The 21,866-nt window shown below is 60.7% G+C and carries 19 protein-coding genes; 16 read left to right on the top strand and 3 right to left on the bottom strand.

From position 1 onward, the window contains the following. The first annotated feature begins 10 nt into the window (after nt 1-10). From ACFQND_RS17090 to soxB, 13 genes are all read left to right on the top strand, one after another. Entirely contained in the window at nt 11-814 is an 804-nt protein-coding gene (locus tag ACFQND_RS17090; protein ID WP_371435297.1) for a crotonase/enoyl-CoA hydratase family protein, read from the top strand. Next, complete coding sequence (locus ACFQND_RS17085; protein WP_371435298.1) at nt 811-1,608, top strand: enoyl-CoA hydratase-related protein; 798 nt, start codon at nt 811-813, stop codon at nt 1,606-1,608. The genes ACFQND_RS17090 and ACFQND_RS17085 overlap by 4 nt, the downstream gene beginning before the upstream one ends. 218 nt (nt 1,609-1,826) lie before the next feature. Beyond that, nucleotides 1,827-2,291, top strand: coding sequence for a (2Fe-2S)-binding protein (locus ACFQND_RS17080; RefSeq protein ID WP_371435299.1), 465 nt, complete (start codon nt 1,827-1,829; stop codon nt 2,289-2,291). An 11-nt stretch (nt 2,292-2,302) separates the two neighbouring features. Beyond that, nucleotides 2,303-4,453, top strand: coding sequence for a xanthine dehydrogenase family protein molybdopterin-binding subunit (locus tag ACFQND_RS17075; RefSeq protein WP_371435300.1), 2,151 nt, complete (start codon nt 2,303-2,305; stop codon nt 4,451-4,453). A 35-nt stretch (nt 4,454-4,488) separates the two neighbouring features. Continuing rightward, nucleotides 4,489-5,517, top strand: coding sequence for an XdhC family protein (locus ACFQND_RS17070; protein ID WP_371435301.1), 1,029 nt, complete (start codon nt 4,489-4,491; stop codon nt 5,515-5,517). Between the two features lie 283 nt (nt 5,518-5,800). Continuing rightward, complete coding sequence (locus tag ACFQND_RS17065; RefSeq protein WP_371435302.1) at nt 5,801-6,181, top strand: ArsR/SmtB family transcription factor; 381 nt, start codon at nt 5,801-5,803, stop codon at nt 6,179-6,181. A gap of 16 nt (nt 6,182-6,197) precedes the next feature. Beyond that, complete coding sequence (gene soxC / locus ACFQND_RS17060) at nt 6,198-7,526, top strand: sulfite dehydrogenase (protein ID WP_371435303.1); 1,329 nt, start codon at nt 6,198-6,200, stop codon at nt 7,524-7,526. Further along, nucleotides 7,513-8,691 (top strand): c-type cytochrome, encoded by a 1,179-nt coding sequence (locus ACFQND_RS17055; protein ID WP_371435304.1) that lies wholly within the window; start codon nt 7,513-7,515, stop codon nt 8,689-8,691. The genes soxC and ACFQND_RS17055 overlap by 14 nt, the downstream gene beginning before the upstream one ends. Before the next feature lie 139 nt (nt 8,692-8,830). Beyond that, a complete protein-coding gene (gene soxY, locus ACFQND_RS17050; RefSeq protein ID WP_371435305.1) occupies nt 8,831-9,298 on the top strand; it encodes a thiosulfate oxidation carrier protein SoxY in 468 nt (155 codons plus the stop codon). A gap of 58 nt (nt 9,299-9,356) precedes the next feature. After that, nucleotides 9,357-9,668 carry a thiosulfate oxidation carrier complex protein SoxZ gene (gene soxZ, locus ACFQND_RS17045; RefSeq protein WP_371435306.1) on the top strand — a complete coding sequence of 104 codons (312 nt, stop codon included), beginning with the start codon at nt 9,357-9,359 and terminating at the stop codon, nt 9,666-9,668. 73 nt (nt 9,669-9,741) lie between these two features. Next, nucleotides 9,742-10,551 (top strand): sulfur oxidation c-type cytochrome SoxA, encoded by an 810-nt coding sequence (gene soxA / locus ACFQND_RS17040; RefSeq protein WP_371435307.1) that lies wholly within the window; start codon nt 9,742-9,744, stop codon nt 10,549-10,551. Nucleotides 10,552-10,566: 15 nt separating this feature from the next. After that, on the top strand, nt 10,567-11,223 hold the full coding sequence (gene soxX / locus ACFQND_RS17035; protein ID WP_371435308.1) for a sulfur oxidation c-type cytochrome SoxX: 657 nt from the start codon (nt 10,567-10,569) through the stop codon (nt 11,221-11,223). 159 nt (nt 11,224-11,382) lie between these two features. Then, a complete protein-coding gene (gene soxB, locus ACFQND_RS17030) occupies nt 11,383-13,107 on the top strand; it encodes a thiosulfohydrolase SoxB (RefSeq protein ID WP_371435309.1) in 1,725 nt (574 codons plus the stop codon). 36 nt (nt 13,108-13,143) lie between these two features. On the opposite strand, the gene ACFQND_RS17025 is transcribed toward soxB, so the two are convergent. Genes ACFQND_RS17025 through ACFQND_RS17015 form a run of 3 tightly spaced genes read right to left on the bottom strand, consistent with a single transcriptional unit; the run spans nt 13,144 to nt 15,747 of the window. Then, a complete protein-coding gene (locus tag ACFQND_RS17025) occupies nt 13,144-13,836 on the bottom strand; it encodes a hypothetical protein (protein WP_371435310.1) in 693 nt (230 codons plus the stop codon). A 32-nt stretch (nt 13,837-13,868) separates the two neighbouring features. Beyond that, nucleotides 13,869-14,762 (bottom strand): MBL fold metallo-hydrolase, encoded by an 894-nt coding sequence (locus tag ACFQND_RS17020; RefSeq protein ID WP_371435311.1) that lies wholly within the window; start codon nt 14,760-14,762, stop codon nt 13,869-13,871. A 13-nt stretch (nt 14,763-14,775) separates the two neighbouring features. Further along, the gene (locus ACFQND_RS17015) at nt 14,776-15,747 is read right to left on the bottom strand and encodes a Bug family tripartite tricarboxylate transporter substrate binding protein (protein ID WP_371435312.1); all 972 of its coding nucleotides are present in this window, start codon (nt 15,745-15,747) and stop codon (nt 14,776-14,778) included. Between the two features lie 135 nt (nt 15,748-15,882). On the opposite strand from ACFQND_RS17015, the gene ACFQND_RS17010 reads away from it, so the two are divergent. The 3 genes from ACFQND_RS17010 to ACFQND_RS17000 all read left to right on the top strand — a co-directional run bounded on the left by ACFQND_RS17010 (nt 15,883) and on the right by ACFQND_RS17000 (nt 21,864). Beyond that, nucleotides 15,883-16,818 (top strand): LysR family transcriptional regulator, encoded by a 936-nt coding sequence (locus tag ACFQND_RS17010; RefSeq protein ID WP_371435313.1) that lies wholly within the window; start codon nt 15,883-15,885, stop codon nt 16,816-16,818. Nucleotides 16,819-16,982: 164 nt separating this feature from the next. After that, nucleotides 16,983-18,422 carry an NAD-dependent succinate-semialdehyde dehydrogenase gene (locus tag ACFQND_RS17005; protein WP_371435314.1) on the top strand — a complete coding sequence of 480 codons (1,440 nt, stop codon included), beginning with the start codon at nt 16,983-16,985 and terminating at the stop codon, nt 18,420-18,422. 541 nt (nt 18,423-18,963) lie between these two features. Continuing rightward, nucleotides 18,964-21,864 (top strand): 2-oxoglutarate dehydrogenase E1 component, encoded by a 2,901-nt coding sequence (locus ACFQND_RS17000; RefSeq protein WP_371435315.1) that lies wholly within the window; start codon nt 18,964-18,966, stop codon nt 21,862-21,864. The last annotated feature ends 2 nt before the right edge of the window (nt 21,865-21,866 follow it).

The raw sequence follows: 21,866 nt of genomic DNA, 5'->3' as shown, positions 1-21,866 counted from the left end.
AAGGAGCACCATGGCCAACGATTTGCCGATTCTGCTGGAACGCCACGGGCATGTGGCCGTACTAACCATCAACCGGCCAGGGACCCGTAACGCCTTGTCCGGTGAGGACATGTTCGCCGCGTTTGAAAGCCGCTTCGCGGAGCTCAACGCGGACCAGGGCGTACGTGCAGCCATCCTTACCGGCAGCGGCACAGCCTTCTGTTCGGGCGGCAATGTAGCAGAGATGCGCGACAAAACCGGCATGTTTGGCGGCGGACCTGAAGAGATCACCGAAGGATACCGACTGGGCATACAGCGTATCCCGCGCGCGTTCCAGGCGCTTGACGTTCCCATCATTGCGGCCGTGAATGGCCCCGCGATGGGCGCGGGCTGCGACCTGGCCAGCATGTGCGACATCCGCATCGCGTCAAGCAGCGCGCGTTTTGCAGAGAGTTTTGTCAAGTTGGGCATCATTCCCGGAGATGGCGGCTGCTGGCTGCTGCCGCGTGTGGTCGGGCAGTCCCGGGCCGCAGAACTTGCGCTGACGGGCGATACGATTGCGGCAGACGAAGCCCTGCTTATCGGACTGGTCTCGCGGGTTGTGGCGCCGGAGGAACTGATGCCGGCAGCGCTGGAGCTGGCCGGACGCATCGCTGCCAATCCTCCGCAGGTTCTGCGCTGGACCAAGCAGCTGCTGCGCCAGGCCCAGGCACAAACGCTGGACCAGGCGTTGACGGAGGCGGGCAGGGTGCAGGGCCTGGCGCACCAGACTGCGGATCACCATGAGGCCGTGAACGCATTTTTTGAAAAACGCAGGCCGGTGTTTTCTTCATGAGCGAAAAAAGCGGTACGGCTGGCGCCGGCGAGCTGATCCTGACACGTCCAGCAGATGGCGTGGCGATGGTCCGGCTTGATCGCCCCGAAGTGCTCAATGCGCTGAGCCTGGCCCTGCGCCAGGCGCTGGCCCGGGCCTTCACGACGCTGGATGCCGATGACAGCGTCCGCGTCGTCATCCTCGCCGGCAGCGAGCGGGCGTTCTGCGCCGGTGCCGATCTCAACGAGTATGTAGACGCAACGCCGGTGGAGATCATTGGCCGCGGCATGGACCGGCTGTGGGGCGCCATCGCAGGCTGCCGCAAGCCGGTGATAGCCGCCGTGCGCGGCCATGCCCTAGGCGGTGGTTGCGAATTGGCCATGCATGCCGACATCATCATTGCCGGAAGAAGCGCGAGCTTCGGGCAACCCGAAGTCAGGATAGGAATCATGCCCGGCGGCGGCGCCACGCAGCGCCTGACGCGCGCGGTGGGCAAGTTTGCAGCCATGAAAATATTGCTCGCCGGTGAGCCTTTCAAGGCAGAGGCCGCCGCGGCAATGGGGCTGGCGAGTGAAGTGGTGGACGATGCGGAGGTTGAGCCAAGGGCACTGCAACTGGCAAACCAGCTGGCCGCCTTGCCGCCCACGGCCGTCCGTTTTATCAAGGAGGCCGTACTGCAGGGCATGAACCTTGACCTTGATGCGGGCCTGCAATTTGAGCGCAAGTCGTTCCAGCTTCTTTTTTCTACAGCCGACAAGACTGAAGGCATTCGTGCCAGACTGGAAAAACGCGAACCGCGGTTCAGCGGCAGCTGAAATTCATCGGTAGCCCGATAGGCTCGCGGGGCGCTTCGGCCGCAACTGCTGCGGACGGCGTCATCGCCGTCCAGCCAGAAATTGTTTCAAGTTGAGAAAACTTGTTAAGACTTTGTTTCGGTTCAGGGTTTCTACTTAGAGCTTGTTATGGCCCAGTCGGAGCATGCTGTGGGAATCCGGCTTGCTGGACGTTTTGAACCATAACAAAGGGACCCACCATGACGACGAAACTTACCGTAAACGGCCGAGCCGTTTCAGTCAACGCTGAACCTGACACCCCTCTCTTGTGGGTGATACGTGACGAGCTGGGCATGACCGGCACCAAGTTCGGTTGTGGGGTGGCCTTGTGCGGGGCCTGTACCGTGCACCTTGACGGCCAGCCCGTGCGCTCCTGCCAGACGCCGGTGTCTGCCGCGGCTGGCAAGAAGGTTGCCACGATTGAAAGCCTTTCGCGCAACAATACCCACCCCTTGCAGGTGGCCTGGATCAAACACGATGTGCCGCAATGCGGCTACTGCCAGTCAGGCCAGTTGATGAGCGCTGCAGCACTGCTGCGAACCAACAGGAACCCCAGCGACTCGGACATTGATGCGGCCATGAGCGGCAACATCTGCCGCTGTGGAACCTATCCCCGCATCAAGGCCGCGATCAAGGATGCAGCTTCAACCATGCGTAAAGCTTGAGGGGAATCATCATGAACACCACTTTTCAAGCCGGCCAGATAGCCTCTGTTGATCGCCGCAATTTCCTCAAGAGTTCGTCTGCCGTCACAGGCGGGCTGCTGCTGGGCGTGACCCTGGGCCTGCCGCTCACTACCCAGGCGGCCGGCATGCTTTACACACCGAATGCCTGGGTGCATATCGCCGACGACAACACCATCACACTGATCTCTGCCCGCTCGGAGATGGGGCAGGGCGTCTATACCTCGATGCCCATGCTGATCGCCGAGGAGCTCAACGTGGATATCCGCCGCATCAAGGTCGCGATCGCGCCGCCCGACGGCAAGGTCTACGGCAATGCGCTGCTGGGCGGCCCGCAGCTCACCGGCGGTTCGACCTCGGTGCGTGATGGCTGGGAGAAACTGCGTGTGGCGGGTGCCCAGGTGCGCGAGATGCTGGTAGCCGCCGCGGCCGACAAGTGGAAAGTCAGCGCCTCGCAGCTCAAGGCTGAGAACGGCATGGTCACCGGCCCCGGCGGCAAAAAAGCGACTTACGGCCAGCTGGCTGAGGCGGCGTCCAAACTGCCAGTGCCCAAGGAGGTGAAACTCAAGGACCCGGGCGAATTCAAAATTGTGGGCAAGCCGACGAAGCGGCTGGACACACCTGCCAAGGTCAACGGTACGGCCGAGTTCGGCATAGACGTCAAGCTGCCGGGCATGGTCTACGCCTCGCTGGAGCAATGCCCGGTGATTGGCGGCAAGGTCAAAAGCTTCGACGGCGCCAAGGCAAAGGGCATGCCGGGCGTGATTGACGTGGTGCAGATTCCCGACGGCGTGGCCGTGGTGGCCGACAGCTACTGGCATGCCCGGAAAGCGCGCGAAACGCTGGCCGTGCAGTGGGATGAAGGCCCGGGTGCGAGCATCAACAATGCGTCCATGCTGGAAGGCATACGCAACGCGACCGACAAGCCGCTGCCGCTCAAGGCCGTGGGCGATGCCGATGCGGTCATCAAGGGCGCTGCCAAGGTCGTGAAGGCCGAGTATGTGTCGCCGCTGCTGGCGCACGCCACCATGGAGCCCATGAACTTCACCGCCAGTTACAGCAATGGCAAGATGGCGCTGATAGGCCCGACCCAGTGGCAGGACGGCGCGCAGGGTGCGGTGGCCAAGGCGCTGGACATGAAGCCGGAAGACATCACGCTCAGGACCACTTTCCTGGGTGGTGGTTTCGGGCGGCGCATTGACCTGGACTTCATCGTGCAGGCAGCGCAGATATCGAAGGCCGTCAACAAGCCGGTCAAGCTGCTCTGGACGCGTGAAGACGACATGACGCACGATTTCTATCGCCCCATGTCCGTGCACCAATTGGCCGCAGCCGTCGGTCCTGATGGCAAGCCAACCGCCATGACTTTCCGCATGGTCTCGCAGTCGGTCACGGGCCGGGTCTTTGGCCTGCCGCCGGAGGCGATGGACCCGCTGATGAGCGAGGCGGCACTGGCGCCTTATGAGATTCCCGCTACGCGGCACGAGATCGTCAAGCACGACAGCGGTTTGCGTGTGGGTTACTGGCGCTCTGTCAGCCATGCGCTCAATGCCTTTGCCAATGAAAGTTTCATTGACGAGCTGGCCGCCGGTGCGGGCAAGGACCCGTATGCCTACCGCATGTCCCTGCTTGAAAAACAGCCGCGTTTTGCCAATGTGCTGAAGATGGCCGCCGACAAGGCCGGCTGGTCCACGCCCGCGCCTGCGGGGCGTTTCCGGGGCATTGCGCTGATGGAAGGTTATGACACCTACATGGCCCAGGTGGCGGAGATTTCGGTCAAGGACAAACAGATCACGGTGCACAAGGTGACGGTGGTGGCTGACCTGGGCCGCATGATCAACCCGGACACGGTGCAGGCACAGATCCAGTCCAGCATCGTGTTTGGTTTGACGGCTGCACTGAACAGCCAGATCACACTGGACAAGGGCCGTGTGCAGCAAAGCAACTTCGGCGATTACCCGGTGCTGCGCATGAACGAGGTGCCGGTGATGGACATCACCCTGGTGCCCAGCACTGAAAAGCCGGGCGGCATAGGCGAGCCGGCGACTGCGCTGGTGGCGCCGGCGGTGGCCAACGCCCTGTTTGCGGCGACCGGAAAGCGCGTGCGCCAGTTGCCGCTGCATGAGAACCTTGCCAGGGCGTGATTCAGCCCCGCCTGATTTGCGGTAACCTGCGGCTTATGGACAACATAGACCTTGAAGTACTGAAAACCTGTTCGCAGTGGCTGGCCTCGGGCTTGCGCTGCGAACTGGTCACTGTGCTGAAAACCTGGGGCTCCAGCCCGCGGCCGGAAGGCTCCATGCTGGCCATTTGCGAGGATGGCCGCGTTGTGGGTTCGGTGTCGGGCGGCTGCATTGAAGACGACATGATTGACCGCGCCCGGCGCGAAGGACTGAACCGTGTCCAGCCCGGCATCGTCACCTATGGCATCACGGCTGACGAGGCGCATCGTTTTGGCCTGCCATGCGGTGGCACGATAGAGCTGGCCATCGAGCCCTTGTCACCGGCCAGCCAGCTGGGCGAGCTGCTGCGGCGGCTGGAAGCTGGCGAGCTGGTCGCCCGCCGCGTTGACCTGCAGACGGGGGCCGTGACCTTGAGCACCGCTTTGCCGACCCAGTCCATGCAGGTTTCCAGCAGCGCGCTGGTCACGCTGCATGGCCCACGTTGGCGGCTGCTGATCATCGGAGCGGGGCAATTGTCGCGTTTTGTGGCGCAAATTGCGCAAGGCATGGACTACGCCGTGACGGTGTGCGACCCGCGTGAGGAGTACCGCGATTCATGGCAGGTCGCCGGCGTGGAACTGGCCACCGGCATGCCGGACGATGTGGTGCAGGCCATGAAGCTGGACAGCCGCTGCGCGGTGATTGCGCTGACACACGACCCCAAGCTGGACGACCTTGCGTTGATGGAAGCGCTGCGGTCCGAAGCTTTTTATGTCGGGGCCATTGGCTCGCGCCTGAACAACCAGCGCCGCCGTGAACGCCTTGCCGAGCATTTTGACCTGAACGAGGAACAACTAGGCAAACTGCACGGCCCCATCGGGCTTTATATAGGCAGCAAAACGCCGCCGGAGATCGCCATCTCTATCCTGGCCGAGCTGACCGCCGTTAAAAACGCCGTGGCTTTGCCCCAGGCGGCAAATGTTGCCGATGCCAAGCGCGAGCTTGGCTTGCCGCCAACTGGCGAGGTTTGCATCGTTTCTGGCTGACCTGCAGTCCTGGATGGTAGTTTGGGCATGAACCAGGCCTTTGGCCCCCGTTTTATGCGCGCAGCCAGCTACCAAATTAATAGCATTCAAATCAGGCCGGTGCATTGAGCAGCTGCACGTCAAAAGCCGCGCAGGCGAACGCTTAAGCATCACGGCCCAGGTCGTCCCCCATTTCCTGACTCGTGCGCGCATGTGCTGCACCCAAGGGTAAATCCGCTGCATTTTTGGCGATACTTGCCGTTAATATATAAGTAATTGCTTATATGTTGAGTGCCAACCGTTTATGAAAAAAATGATTCCGTCTGATGGGCCGATAGAGCAGGGGCGGGTGTTTGAGCTGGCCGCCGAGCTGTTTGCCGTGCTGTCGACGCCTATGCGCCTGCGCGTCTTGAGCGCCCTGTGTGTGCGTGAGAAATCCGTTAATGAGCTCCTGCTCGAAATCGACACCACGCAGCCCAACCTGTCCCAGCACCTGGCAGTGCTGTATCGCACCGGTGTGCTGGCCAAACGCAAGGAGGGCGCGCAGGTGATTTACCGGGTGCAGAGTGAAAAGGCCGTGGCGATCTGCCGCAGCGTTTGCACCCAGATCGCCATTGAACTGGACGAGCCCGATGCCACGCCCGCTGGCCAGGGGCTGGCGCCCCGATCCCCTGTTGAAGCCTGAGCCCGGAGCACACCACATGTTTAGCCGATTTATACAGCGCGCGCCTGAAAACTTTTTGAGCCGTGAACAGATACAGGATGTCCGTGCCGGGCGCCGTGGTTTCCTGGCCAGCGCTTTTGCTGCGGCCGCAGCAGCCACCGCAACACAGTCCCATGCGCAGGCTGCGGATGGCGACCCGAACATCCTGAACCTTCCCGCCCACAGCAAGGGCCTGGGCCAGCCGGTAGCGGCCAGGCCTTACGGCCTGCCCAGCGAATTTGAGAAAAACCTGCAGCGCCGGGAGAGCCCGGGCCTGACGCGCGTGGGCCAGGCCAGTGTGAGTTTTTGCCCCCTGCAGGGCCTGTTCGGGATCATCACGCCCAGCGGCCTGCATTTTGAGCGGCACCACCAGGGCTGGTGGGACATAGACCCGTCCAAACACCGCCTGATGGTCAATGGCTCCGACGACAGCATGCTCAAGCGCCCCATGGTGTTCAGCATGGACGAACTGATGCGCCTGCCGAATGTCAGCCGCATGCACTTCATAGAGTGCGGCGCCAACACCGGCATGGAATGGGGCAACAGCGCCGTGCCCACGGTGCAGTACACCCACGGCATGCTCAGCTGCAGCGAGTTCACCGGCGTGCCCCTGCGCACCTTGCTGGATTTGTGCGGCGTTGACTTCAAACGTGCCAAATTCATCCTTGCTGAAGGTGCCGACGGTTCAAGCATGACGCGGACCATTCCCATAAGCCTGATCATGAGCGGCGAAGTGCTGGTGGCCTACGGGCAGAACGGCGAGATGTTGCGGCCTGAAAACGGCTATCCTCTGCGCCTCATCGTGCCCGGCGTGCAGGGTGTGAGCTGGGTCAAGTACCTGCGCCGCATCGAGGTCGGCGACATGCCTTACGCCACCAAGGACGAAAGCATCCACTACGTTGACCTGCAGCCCAGTGGCCTGCATCGCCAGTACACCAGCATCCAGGAAGTCAAAAGTGTCATCACGTCACCCAGCGGCGGCCAGGTGTTGCTGGACAAGGGCTTTCACACCATCACGGGCCTGGCCTGGAGCGGGCGCGGCAAGATAAAACGGGTCGATGTCTCCACGGACGGTGGGCGCAACTGGAAGCCGGCCCGGCTCGAAGGCCCGGTGCTGGCCAAGTGCCTGACACGCTTCAATGCCGATTTTGTCTGGGACGGCAAACCCGCGATATTCCAGAGCCGCGCCGTTGATGAAACGGGGCAGATCCAGCCCAACTACCACGAGCTGCGCAAGGTGCGTGCCTCGCGCAGCATTTATCACAACAACGCCATCCAGTCGTGGCAACTGGAAGAAAACGGCGAGGTGAAAAATGTCCAGGTTTGAATTCGCAGGTGTTCGTTTGAGCCGCGTCTGGCTGTTGCCCCTGGCATGGCTTGCGCTGACGGCACAGGCGCAACAAGCGGACCCGGCAAAAGCCCAGCGATCCGCACTGGCCGGCATAGGCCGTACCGCCACACCAGCCGAGGTTAAGGCCTGGGATATCGACGTGCGCCCGGACTTCAAGGGCCTTCCCAAAGGGCAGGGTTCGGTCCGGCAGGGCGAGGTGATCTGGGAGGCGCAGTGTGCCTCCTGTCACGGCAGCTTTGGCGAGTCGTCGGCGGTGTTCACGCCGATTGCCGGCGGCACCACAGCCGCAGACGTGAAGAGCGGCCGGGTCGACGGCCTGATGCCCGGCGCCAACCAGCCGCAACGCACCACCATGATGAAGATGTCCACGTTGTCCACCTTGTGGGACTACATCAACCGCGCCATGCCGTGGACTTCGCCCAAATCCCTGACGGCAAACGAGGTCTACGCGGTGACCGCCTACATCCTGAATCTGGGCAATGTGTTGCCGGAAGACTTCACGCTGTCCGACAGCAATATCCGCGAGGTGCAGGGCAGGTTGCCCAATCGCAACGGCATGACGACAGCCCACGCCATGTGGCCCGGCAGGGAACTGGGCGGCACCGACAGGCCCGATGTGCAGGGTTCGGCCTGCATGACGAACTGCGGCGGCGAGGCGGTGGTCAAAAGCTTTTTGCCGGACTACGCACGCAATGCGCACGGCAACCTGGCCGAGCAGTCGCGCAACATCGGCCCCACCCGGGGTGCGGACACCACACGCGCAGCCCTGGCGGCTGGCGTGAGTCCTGTTTCTGATTTGAAACAGCCTGTGGCCGCCGTTGTTGTTGCACAGCGTGCTACGGAAAATGTAGTGCCTGCAGGGCCTGCCCAGTCGCCCGTAACGACTGCTGCAGTGACGCCCATGCTGCAAAAAAACGCCTGCCTGGCTTGCCACGGCATGGACAGCAAACTCGTCGGGCCGGCTTTCAAGGACATCGCCAGCAAATATAAAGACCGTACAGACGCGGTGAGCTACCTCTCGGGCAAAATCAGGGCTGGTGGACAAGGTGTCTGGGGTGCCATCCCCATGCCCGCACAGTCCCTGAGCCCGGAGGAATCCGCGCAACTGGCCCAATGGCTGGCTCAGGGCATGAACAAATGAGCCGGCCTCATGTGCTCAAGCCACGTGGAGCGGCGGGTTATTTACCCTGCGCAACTTGGGAGAAATACTCTCCCGCCGCTGCGGTTATTTGTGTCCAATAGTGTTCAATCGGTGATCAGTATCTTTAAGGAGTTCAAACATGGAACGTCGTGATTTTTTGGCTAGCGGCTCAGGCGCAACAGCGCTGGCGCTGGCTGCTGCTTCAGGTTTGTCGCCGGCTTACGCGCAAAATGCGCCGGGCTGGAACAAAACGGCTTTTGAAACCAAGTCCCTGGCCGACGCAGCCAAGGCCATGGGCGCCACCAGCGCACCGGTTGAAAGCAAGGACCTCATCCTGCAGGCACCGGAAATTGCCGAGAACGGTGCCGTGGTGCGCGTAGCCGCCCAGAGCAACATCGCCAACACGTCGCAGATTTCCTTTGTGGTCGAAAAAAATCCGTTCGCGCTGGCTGCGGCCTTCGACATTCCCGCCGGCACCGATGCCAGCGTGTCCACCAACGTCAAGATGGGGCAGTCGTCCAATGTGTATGCATTGGCCAAGGCTGGTGACAAGTACTTCTACGCCGTGAAAGAAGTGAAAGTTACGCTGGGCGGTTGCGGCGGCTGATTGACCCCGTTTGAAATCCCACATCCCCAATAGTTGAAGTTGAAGCCAGGAGAAAGATATGTCAGATCCAATGCGAATTCGGGCCCAGGCCCAGGGTGATAAAACGACGGTGCGTGTGCTGGTCAGCCACGAAATGGAAAGCGGCCAGCGCAGGGATGCAGCAGGCAAGCTTGTACCGGCCTGGTTCATCCAGAACATCAACGCCACCTGGAACGGCAAAACCGTCATGAGCGCCCAGTGGGGCACCGCTGTTTCCAAAAACCCGTTTGTCCAGTTCAGTTTCAAGGGCGGCAAGGCCGGCGAGAAAGTGGTCGTCAGCTGGGTTGACAACCGCGGCGACAAACGCAGCGACGAAGCCGTTATCGCCTGATCCAGGCTACTCCCAGCCAACCGGGTGCCCGGCGCACCCGCCTTATAAAAAATATGTCATTGAGGAGACCACGATGAAATGGACCTTTTCAGGGAGCGCCTTCTGGCTTGCAGCCCTGGCCGCCTTGCCCATGTCTGTGTACGCACAGAAAACCACGGCAGAAGGGATTGCCGAATACCGCGCCATGCTGGCCGACGGCAATCCCGCCGAGCTTTATGAAGCCAAGGGCGAGGGCCTCTGGAAACAGGCGCGCGGCCCGAAGAACGCATCGCTTGAAAAATGCGACCTGGGCAAGGGCCCTGGCGTGGTGAAGGGCGCTTTTGTGGAGTTGCCGCGCTTCTTTTCTGACACCGGCCGCGTGCAGGACCTTGAGTCCCGCCTGCTCACCTGCATGGAGCAGCAGCAGGGCTTCAGTGCCGCTGAAATCGCAAAGACCAACTTTGGCTCCGGCGAGCAAAAGACCATTGAATCGCTGGTCGCCTACATCTCCGGCGAATCGCGCGACATGAAATTCAACCTGCCGCAAAAACACGCGCAGGAAAAGCTGATGTATGAAGTCGGCAAAAAAGTGTTCTACCTGCGCGGCGGCCCGTACGACTTTTCGTGCGCCTCCTGCCACGGCGAGGACAACAAGCGCGTGCGCCTGCAGGACCTGCCCAACCTGACCAGGCAGCCCGGCGCCAGCACCGGTTTTGGCTCCTGGCCGGCTTACCGGGTCTCCAGCGGTGACCTGTGGAGCATGCAGCGCCGCCTGAATGACTGCTACCGCCAGCAGCGCTTCCCTTTCCCCGGTTACGCCTCCGATGCAACCATTGCCCTGGGTGTTTTTATGGGTGTGAACAGCAAGGGCGGGGTTTCCATTGCGCCTGCCCTCAAACGCTAATCGGGGAACATGAAGATGAACAAGACAATCCAGAAATCCGCCTTGCTTTCCATCGGCCTGGCAACTGCCGCGTTGCTGGCCAGCTGCGCGATGGCCCCGACCTCACAGGAAGTTGATGAGGCCACCCGCCAGGTCATGAAAAGCTCGTTTCGCGAGCAGGGCATTGCCAAGCTTGACCGGCTGACACAGGACGCATCGAACCAGGCCTGCTCCGACGCGGCCGGTGCTGCGCTTGATGAAAAGCTCGCCAAGTCGATTGAGGACGCCAACCTGAAAACCGTCAAGTTCCCGGCCGACGGCAAACTGATCGGCAACTGGAGCGAAGGCGAAAAAATTGCACAGAACGGCCGTGGCCTGACCTGGAGCGACAAACCCGGCGAAGCCAACGGCGGCAGCTGCTACAACTGCCACCAGATCAGCAAGGCCGAGCTGTCATACGGCTCTATCGGCCCCAGCCTGTACAACTACGGCAAGCTGCGCGGTGTGAGTGATCCGGCAGCGCCTGGCAGCAAAGCCATCGTGGACTACACCTGGGGCAAGCTGTGGAACTCCAAGGCTTACAACGCCTGTTCCGGCATGCCGCGTTTCGGCCATGCAGGCATCCTGAGCGAGCAGCAGCTTCGTGACGTGATGGCTTTGCTGCTGGACCCGAAATCGCCGGTCAATCAGTAAAGAGTCAGAAGAGTTGGTAAAAAAGGCTGTTTTAACAGCCTTTTTTACCTGTAGCCCAAGCAGTAAGCGCGCAATCAGCTATTGAATTGATAGCGAAGCTGCACCAGCCCAGCCCCCGTCAGTTTGCCGGCGGGCCGCTAAAACCATGAAGTTTTTGCCATGAATCTTTCCCGCCGCGAGTTTTCAAGTGTCATGGCGGCTGCGCTGGCCACAGGCTTTCCGCTGCAGCGCGAAGCCGGTGCCGCCGAAGCCGGCGCCCTGTACAACGTGCCGCGAACCGGCAATGTGCACCTGCTGCACATGACCGACTGCCATGCCCAGCTCATGCCTCTTTATTTCCGTGAGCCTTCGGTGAACCTGGGTGTGGGCGCCATGCGCGGCCAGTTGCCGCACCTGGTGGGTGAGCATTTGTTGAAGGCCGCTGGCCTGAAGTCCGGCACGCCGCAGGCGCATGCCTTCACCTACCTGAACTTCGAGCGCGCAGCGCGCCAGTACGGCAAGGTTGGTGGTTTTGCCCACCTGGCCACTCTGGTCAAGCAGCTCAAGGCCGGGCGTCCCGGCGCCTTGCTGCTGGACGGCGGCGACACCTGGCAGGGCAGTGCCACCGCACTCTGGACGCAAGGCCAGGACATGGTGGATGCAGCCAGGCTGCTCGGCGTGGATGTGATGACCGGCCACTGGGACTTTACCTATGGCGAAGAACGCATCAAGAAGATTGTTGAAGAAGACTTTGCAGGCAAGGTCGACTTTGTTGCCCAGAACGTCAAGACCAGCGATTTTGGCGATGCCGTTTTCAAGCCCTACGTTATCAAGGAAATGAATGGCGTGATGGTCGCCATCATCGGCCAGGCCTTCCCCTACACGCCGATTGCCAACCCCGGCTGGTTGACCCCCAACTGGACCTTCGGCATCCGTGAAAGCGAGATGCAGGAGACCGTCAACGAAGCCCGTGCACAAGGCGCGCAGGCCGTGGTGCTGCTCAGCCACAACGGCATGGACGTTGACCTGAAAATGGCCTCCCGCGTGACCGGCATTGATGCCATCCTGGGCGGGCATACGCACGACGGCGTGCCGGTGCCCGTCATCGTCAAAAATGCAGGCGGCCAGACCATAGTGACCAACGCTGGCAGCAACGGCAAGTTCCTCGGTGTGCTGGACCTGGAGGTCAAGGGCAAGGCTGTGACCGGTTTTAACTACCGCCTGTTGCCGGTGTTTTCAAACCTGCTGCCTGCGGACGCGGCCATGGGCGCGCTGATCGCCAAGGTGCGTGCGCCCTATGAAAGCAAGTTGTCGGAAAAGCTTGCCGTCACGGAAGGCACGCTCTACCGTCGCGGCAACTTCAACGGCACTTTTGACCAGCTTATCCTCGACGGCCTGATGGAGGTGCGTGGAGCCGAAATTGCCTTCTCGCCGGGATTCCGCTGGGGCACCTCGCTGTTACCCGGCCAGGCCATCACACGCGAGCACCTGATGGACCAGACCGCCATCACCTACCCGTGGACCACGCTCACCGACATGCGCGGCGACATGATCAAGACCATCCTGGAAGACGTGGGCGACAACCTGTTCAATCCCGACCCGTATTACCAGCAGGGCGGTGACATGGTGCGTGTGGGTGGGCTGACCTATGCCTGCGAGCCCGGCGCAAAGATGGGTTCACGCATCCAGGACCTGCGCCTCAAGGGCAAGCTGATAGAGGCCGACAAGACCTACAAGGTCGCCGGCTGGGCGCCTGTGGCCGAGGCCAGCAAAAACGCCGGCCCGCCGATCTGGGAGGTGGCCGAGAGCTACCTCAAGTCCAAAAAGACCATCAAGCCCGTGAAGCCGAACACGCCGCGCCTGATAGGTGTTGGTGCCAACCCCGGTTTGGCGAATCCCGGCTGAAGCGGGCAGGCTCTTAGCCGTCAGGCGGCGTGTGTGTCAACGTTGCCAGCGGCAAATTTCCTCGTAGTTGGCCATCCAGCGCATTTTCCTGACGCGGGGTGCAAGCGCCTGGATGTCGTCAGCTCCGCCGGCCTCCCAGCGTAATGCCGGCGCAGAAGCCGCAGGTTTTCCCGCCGATGGGTGTTCAAGCATCACCAGCCACTCGCCGCTGGCCGGGGCTTTTCCATCGATGTTTTCCGGCCTGTTCAGCCATGCTGCATTGACGAGGTGACGTTCTCTTGCGCCCTGCACGCAGGCATCAACCCATCGCAGGGTATCCATGCAGGAGTTGCCCTCAAGTTGAAGGCAGTGAAGTTCATAAACCAGTGGCAAGCCAGGCGCTGGCTCAGTGCGTACCTGGCCGAACTCCCTGCATGAATGCCGCATGTACTCAGACCGCTGGACAACTTTAATGCCGCGGTCTCCCCAGCCGTCTTCGCGCACACGCGATGCGGCCTTTCGCACGTCGCTGCCGGAATAGTCCAGGAAGTCCCCGGCTGTTGGAAACTCGTAGAGGCAAACGTAGTCCGGTGCCGCGCTTTCTTCGCCCGAAAGCCTTCGAAACAGATTGGCACGCATCAGTTCGGGGTAGTGCATCAGCATGTTGACATGATCGCAGTACCAGCGGAACAGGGTTGCATGATCGCCATCCAGCGAGTTGCTTCCGACCATTTTTATATAAGCTTGCATGGTTGTTTTTGTGAGGCAGGTAGAAAACTTTTCTAGAGATCAATCCGCATGAGGTCGTGCGCGAGGCGAAGAGGTCCCTGGTAGTTTTTACGAATGTCGGCTACCACCTCGTCCATCAGGTGGGGGCCTGTCAAATCCGCGGGCAGATGCCTTGAGGCCGCCCGCCTGAGAACCGGGCTAGTCGTATCAAAATGACCAAAGTGGGTGGCGACAACGCTTTTTGCATTTGATTGTTTGGCGATCAGCCCGAGTTCAACGGGGCTGGTGTGCCCGTGATGGCCGGTGCCATTCCTGGCCCTGTGGGCGAGGATGGACTCGGGGAAGGTGCATTCATGAATCAGCAGGTCCGCGTCGCGTGCAAGCTCGATCATGGCGTCGCATGGACTGGTGTCGCCGCTGAATGCGAGTACTTTGCCTTCGAGTTCCAACCGTACGCCGAAGCACTCGCAAATATGGTGCGGCAAATGTTCCACATGGTTTGCGGTAATGCGAATGTCGCCGTCCTCGTAGACGAGGCCGGGGGACATCTCGCGTACCTCAGGACGCACGGCCGCAATATTGTCCTTGCGGGCTTGTAGTGACGAGCGTGCAAGAAAGTCAGCATGGAAGGCACCGTCCTCGAACAGGTGACCAACAAATCTTTTGGTGCCCCTGGGTCCCAGTACCAGCGGGGCATCGGTCCGGTTGAGCATCCAGCTGGAAATCACGAAGTATGGGAAATCGCTGATGTGGTCGTGATGCAGGTGGGTGAGCAGCACCACGCCCACATCCGCCGGGTTGATATTGGCGCGGACCATCTGGCGGGTCGCTCCTTCGCCGCAATCGAGCAGGTAGTGCCTGCCCGAGTCTGTTGAAATCAGGATGGCCGATTGGCCTCGTTCAGGGTCCGGCAGCGCAGCGCCTGTTCCCAGCATTGTTATTTTCATTTTCTGTTCCGGACTAATCGATTTTTGTGCCTGAGCGCGTGACGATGCCCTCCCAGGCTTTCGCTTCGGTGCCGAGCTGCCTTGTGAACTCCTGCGGCGTGTTGCCCCCGGCAACAAATCCCTGTGCCTCAAAGAAGCGCTGGATCGCGGGTTGGGCCAGTGCATGACGTATCTCGCCTGCGAGCCGCTGGAGAATGACCGGATCCGTTCCGCGCGGTGCCGCCAGTCCCCACCAGTTGCTGAGGACAACGCCGGGCATGCCTGCTTCGCTAGCCGTGGGCACATGGGGCAGCGCGGCGAGGCGTGATGGCGCTGCCACGGCCAGGGCGCGGACGCGACCCGTCGCCAGTTGTGGGCTCATGGCGCTATAGCTCCCCAGGAACATCTGGATGTCATTGCCCAGCAACCCTAATACGGCCGGTGGTGCGCCCTTGTAGGCGATATGGGTCATCCGCGCGCCCATGACTTCCGAAAGCGCAAATCCGGACAGATGCGGTGCGGTTCCCAGGCCTGGTGAGCCGTAGTTGAGTTGCCCCGCCTGGCTTTTGGCGTATTCGGCGAATTCACGATAGGTGCGGGCCGGCACGTTGGCGTTGGTGAAGAGCACCGACGGCACGTCAAGCACCCGGGTGATTGGTGCAAGCGCCTGCAAAGGGTCAAACCCCATCGTTGGGTATATGAACTGATTGATGACAAAGTTATTGGTTGCCCCCAATAACAGCGTGTAGCCATCGGGTTTTGCTCGCACCACCTCCATGGCCCCGATATTGCCTGCTGCACCGGCTTTGTTGTCGATCACGATGGGCTGGCCGAGGCGTGCCTGGAGGATGGGGGCCATTTGTCGCAGCGCGTTATCGGCCGACCCGCCGGCTGCAAATGGAATGACGATGCGCAAAGGCATTTCGGGCCATGCCGCGCAAGCGGAAAAGCCCAGGGCTGTCGAGGTGAGAAGCAGCGCGGCCTTGAACCAGGAAACATTTTTCATCGGGACGTCCTGTCATGTGGAACATTTCAAAACTAGTGTTCCTGTATTGGGGATCGCGATCTTAAAAATCCCTGGGATTCCTGACAAATGAAATATCATGATATTTGGATAACCAGATCGAATCAGTAAGCCGCGATGCACCAACAACTCAACAACCGCTTGCGCTCAAAGCTGCGTCTCCGCCACATGGAGTTGCTTGACGTACTTGGTGAAACACTCAATATTCACCAGGCAGCACCCCGGCTCAGCCTCAGCCAGCCTGCGGCCAGCAAATTGCTGCATGAAATTGAAAGCCTCTATGAAGCCCGTTTTTTTGACCGCTTGCCGCGGGGGCTGAGGGCCACTGCTGCAGGAGAGACAGCGATCCGGTGGGCGCGCCTGTGCCTTCACAACATGGGCGAGTCCGTTGCCGAGGCGCACCTGGTTGCCGGAGGCGCGACTGGCCGGGTAAGGGTTGGCGTATTGCCTGTCGCCATTCCAACGCTGTTTGCCGATGTGCTCAAACGTGCGCGCGAAGAGGTACCAAAACTTGTTGTCACCGTCACCGAGGGCGGAAACGAGGCCATGCTCCCGGCGCTTGCACGCAATGAACTGGATCTGGTGTTGGGGCGGCTGACCCCCAACATGGACAGCGCGTTCTTCACCTCGGAGCGCCTGTATGACGAGTCAGTCAGCCTGGTCGTCCGGAAGGATCATCCGGTCCTTCGCAAAAGGAAGATCTCCTTGAAAGACCTGGGTGACCTGGAGTGGATCCTGCAGCCTGAGCTCGCGCCCATGCGCCGCCAGCTGGACGAACTATTGCTGGCGCAAGGCTTGCCTCGTCCCAACCCAAAACTGGAAACATCATCCGTGCTATTGACCACCATGACCTTGATGCAAACCGACATGGTTGCCATGCTGCCGTCCAGTGTCGCGCGGCTGTATGAATTGCAGGGGCCGCTAAAGATCCTGCAAGTACCCTTGCCTGTCGTGTTACCGCCGGTTGGGCTCGTCCTGCCTTTTAATCGGATGCGTTCGCCAGTGGTCAGCACATTTATTGATATTGTTCGCCAAACGGCCAGGCTGCAATGAGGTGTGGCGTTTACCGGCCGCAGGAATGCTTTTGATTGCCTGGATGACGCGGTGTATGCTTGGCCCCGCACATCCGTTGCAGCGGAAGACGCCTGGGCGCGGTGCGCATTCCGGCTGACAACGCGCGCCGGGAATCCATCAACGTATTTGACGAAGGACAGGGGATGACAACTTACACCGATACCCAATTGTTGATCGACGGCCAATGGGTTGATGCCGCGAGCGGCAAGACCATAGCCGTTGCCAATCCCGCCACAGGAAAAGTGATTGGCAAAGTGGCGCATGCGGGCATTGCCGACCTGGACCGTGCGCTGGCGTCGGCCCAGCGCGGCTTTGAGGCCTGGCGGCGCATACCCTCCAATGAACGGGCCACCATCATGCGCAAGGCCGCATCCCTGATGCGTGAACGTGCTGCCGATATCGCATCGCTGCTGACTCAGGAGCAGGGCAAACCACTGGCCGAAGCCAAGGGGGAAGCCCTGGCCGCCGCGGACATCATCGAATGGTTTGCCGACGAAGGCCGGCGCATATACGGGCGCATCGTGCCTTCGCGCAACCTGGCTGCGCAACAACTGGTGCTCAAGGAGCCGGTTGGTCCGGTTGCGGCATTCACGCCGTGGAACTTCCCGATCAACCAGGCGGTGCGCAAGATTTCTGCAGCCCTGTGCACGGGTTGCTCCATCATTGTCAAGGCACCGGAGGAAACCCCGGCTTCACCGGCTGCGCTGTTGCAGGCCTTTGTTGATGCCGGTGTGCCCGCAGGCACGGTCAATCTGGTGTACGGCGATCCGGCCGAAATATCCGGCTACCTGATACCCCACCCGGTTATCCGCAAGGTCACCTTCACCGGCTCAACCCCGGTGGGCAAACAGCTGGCGGCCCTGGCTGGCCTGCACATGAAACGCGTCACCATGGAGCTGGGCGGCCACGCGCCGGTGATTGTTTGTGAAGATGCCGACATCGCCGTGGCCGTCAAGGCTTCGGCTTCGGCCAAATTCCGCAATGCCGGGCAGGTTTGCATTGCGCCTACCCGTTTCCTGGTGCACAACAGCGTACGCGGCGCGTTTGCCAAGGCGCTGGCTGCGCATGCCAAGGGATTGACGGTGGGCGACGGCATGGCACCCGGCACCAACATTGGCCCGCTGGCCAACCCCCGTCGCCTCACGGCCATGGCAAAGGTGACTGAAGATGCCGTCGCCAGGGGCGCAACGGTTGAGACCGGTGGCGAGCGTGTGGGCAGTGTCGGCAACTTCTACATGCCGACGGTTCTTAATGACGTGCCGCTGGATGCCGACGTGTTTAACAACGAGCCGTTTGGCCCGGTGGCCGCGATCCGTGGCTTCGATACCCTGGACGAGGCTATCCTGGAGTCCAACCGCCTGCCGTATGGGCTGGCTGGTTACGCGTTTACAAAATCGATAGCCAATGTGCATGCGCTGTCGCAGCGCCTGGAACTCGGCATGCTGTGGGTCAACCAGCCGGCAACGCCTTCGCCTGAAATGCCATTTGGCGGCGTGAAGGATTCGGGCTACGGTTCTGAAGGCGGCCCCGAAGCGCTTGAGTCCTATCTTGTGACCAAGGCTGTGAGTGTGATGGCAATTTAGGCTATCCATCGGGTTCTTAATGGCAATCAGGAGTCCGGCCGACTCTTGATTGCTACTAAATCAATAGCGTGTTGCGCGCATAAGCCGGGGGCTGTGGGCACTATTTGCCCTTGAGTTGCCGGCTGCCAGGGCCAGGTCAGGCCCAAAATGCTGTCGCTGGGATCAACGGGACGCTTTTTTCAAGTGATTTCAGGCCTGCAGCCCAATAGGCATGGGCGCAGCAAGCTCCTGATTTTGTAGCGGATGGCGTCCTCGCACGCCAGTTCACGAGGCCTGCTTCATATGCAAAACAAGTGCTGCCCGGCTTTTGCGGCCGCAGCCCTTGCGGCGGCAAGGTGAGTCGTAAAACATGCAAAAGTTCATACCTTAAAAACATAAGGGTTCTTTTGTTTGTCATCGATCAGTGGCACAATTGTCCCAGTTTCTGAAGGCCCTTCCTGCCACAGTCGCATCCGCTAATCGGTCAAGCCGTGTTGCGGAAGGTTAATCAACCAGCTTTAACCAGCTAATGTTTCCTCAAGGGAAACGGAGGTCAGCGGATATGAGTTCAAACTCGCAGTCGTCTACGTCTGCATCGTCAATTTATTCTGCCTATCAAGGCAATACCTATCTCTTCGGTGGCAATGCGCCCTATGTCGAAGAGATGTACGAAAATTACCTCGCCAATCCCGGCAGCGTGCCCGACACCTGGCGCGAGTATTTCGACGCACTCCAGAATGTTCCTGCCGTCGACGGCAGCAACGCCAAGGACGTTCCCCACCTGCCTGTCATCAATGCCTTTGCAGAGCGCGCCAAGCAGGGCCAGACCAAAGTGGTCGTCGCCAGCGGCGCGGACTCCGAGATGGGGCGCAAACGCACCGCCGTCCAGCAACTGATTGCCGCTTACCGTAACGTGGGCGCCCGCTGGGCCGACCTGGATCCGCTCAAGCGCGCCGAGCGCGACAAGATTCCCGAACTGGAGCCGTCCTTCTACGGCTTTGGTGATGCCGACCAGGAAACGGTGTTCAACACCAGCAATACCTACTTTGGCAAGGACACCATGAGCCTGCGCGAGCTCATGAATGCATTGCGTGAAACCTACTGCGGCACGATTGGTGCCGAGTACATGTACATGACTGACCAGAACCAGAAGCGCTGGTGGCAGCAAAAGCTTGAAGCAATCCGCAGCAAGCCGAATCTGAGCAAGGAAAAAAAGCTCCACATCCTTGACCGCCTGAGCGCGGCCGAAGGCCTTGAGCGTTTCCTGCACACCAAATACGTCGGCCAGAAGCGTTTCTCGCTCGAAGGCGGCGAAAGCTTCATCGCCAGCATGGACGAACTCATCCAGCGCGGCGGTGAAATCGGCGTCCAGGAAATCGTCATCGGCATGGCCCACCGCGGCCGCCTCAACGTGCTGGTCAACTCGCTGGGCAAGGTGCCGGCCGACCTGTTTGCCGAGTTCGATCACACTGCACCTGAAGACCTGCCCAGCGGTGACGTCAAGTACCACCAGGGTTTCAGCTCGGACGTGACCACGCCCGGTGGCCCGGTGCATCTTTCCCTTGCTTTCAACCCCTCGCACCTGGAAATCGTCAACCCTGTGGTTGAAGGCTCGGTGCGCGCCCGCATGGACCGCCGCGACGACCCGCTCGGCAAGCAGGTGCTGCCCGTGCTGGTGCACGGCGATGCCGCTTTTGCAGGGCAGGGCGTGGTCATGGAAACGCTGGCGCTGGCCGAAACCCGTGGTTATTTCACGGGCGGCACGGTGCACATCGTCATCAACAACCAGATTGGCTTTACCACCAGCGATCCGCGCGACAGCCGTTCGACGCTGTACTGCTCCGATGTCGTCAAGATGATCGAAGCGCCTGTGCTGCACGTCAACGGTGATGATCCCGAAGCCGTGGTGCTGGCGACGCAACTGGCCCTTGAATTCCGCATGGAGTTCCAGAAGGACGTTGTGGTTGACATCATCTGCTTCCGCAAACTGGGCCACAACGAGCAGGACACACCTGCGCTGACCCAGCCGCTGATGTACAAAAAGATTGCTGCCCACCCAGGCACCCGCAAGCTCTACGCCGACAAACTGTCGGCCCAGGGCATGGGCGACACGCTGGGCGACGACATGGTCAAGGCCGTGCGCGCCGCGCTGGATGCCGGCAAGAGCACCTTTGACCCCGTGCTCACCAACTTCAAGAGCAATTACGCGGTTGACTGGCGGCCATACCTCGGTAAAAAGTGGACGGATGCCGGTGAAACCGCGCTGCCCATGGCCGAATGGAAACGCCTGGCTGAAAAAATCACCACCATTCCTGCCACGGTGACGCCGCACAACCTGGTCAAAAAGGTCTACGACGACCGTGCAGCCATGGGCCGCGGTGATATTCCCGTGGACTGGGGCATGGGCGAACACATGGCCTTCGCCTCGCTGGTGGCCAGCGGCTACCCGGTGCGCCTTTCCGGTGAAGATTGCGGACGCGGTACCTTCACGCACCGCCATGCAGTGATCCATGACCAGAGCCGCGAGAAGTGGGATACCGGCACCTATGTGCCGCTGCAAAACGTGGCTGAAAACCAGGCCCCGTTTGTTGTCATCGATTCCATCCTGTCCGAAGAGGCCGTGCTGGCCTTTGAATACGGCTACGCATCCAACGACCCCAACACGCTGGTGATCTGGGAAGCCCAGTTCGGCGACTTTGCCAACGGCGCACAGGTCGTGATCGACCAGTTCATCGCCTCCGGCGAAGTTAAGTGGGGCCGTGTCAACGGCATCACCCTGATGCTGCCGCACGGCTACGAAGGCCAGGGCCCGGAGCACAGCTCGGCACGCCTGGAGCGCTTCATGCAGCTGTCCGCAGACACCAACATGCAGGTGGTCCAGCCTACGACGGCCAGCCAGATCTTCCACATCTTGCGCCGCCAGATGGTGCGCAACCTGCGCAAGCCGCTGATCATCATGACGCCCAAGTCGCTGCTGCGCGCCAAGGACGCGGCATCGCCTTTGAGCGAGTTCACCAAGGGCAGTTTCCAGACGGTGATTCCCGAGAACAAGGAAGAGATCAACAAAAAGGCCGACAAGGTCAAGCGCATCGTTGCCTGCTCGGGCAAGGTGTACTACGACCTGGCCCGCAAGCGTGAAGAAAAGGGCATCGACGATGTTGTGATCCTGCGCGTTGAGCAGCTCTATCCCTTCCCGCACAAAGCTTTTGCAACCGAGTTGAAAAAGTACCCGAACGCTACCGACATCGTGTGGTGCCAGGACGAGCCGCAAAACCAGGGTGCATGGTTCTTTGTGCAGCACTACATCCACGAGAACATGACCGAGGGCCAAAAACTGGGCTATTCGGGCCGTGCGGCTTCGGCTTCACCTGCAGCAGGTTATTCACACCTGCACCAGGAACAGCAAAAGGCGCTGGTGGATGGCGCGTTTGGCAAGCTCAAGGGTTTTGTGCTGGCCAAGTAAGG

The organism is Polaromonas aquatica (assembly GCF_042659145.1).
In the GTDB taxonomy this organism is placed as follows: domain Bacteria; phylum Pseudomonadota; class Gammaproteobacteria; order Burkholderiales; family Burkholderiaceae_C; genus Polaromonas; species Polaromonas aquatica.
This window is presented reverse-complemented; position numbering and strand designations above follow the sequence as displayed.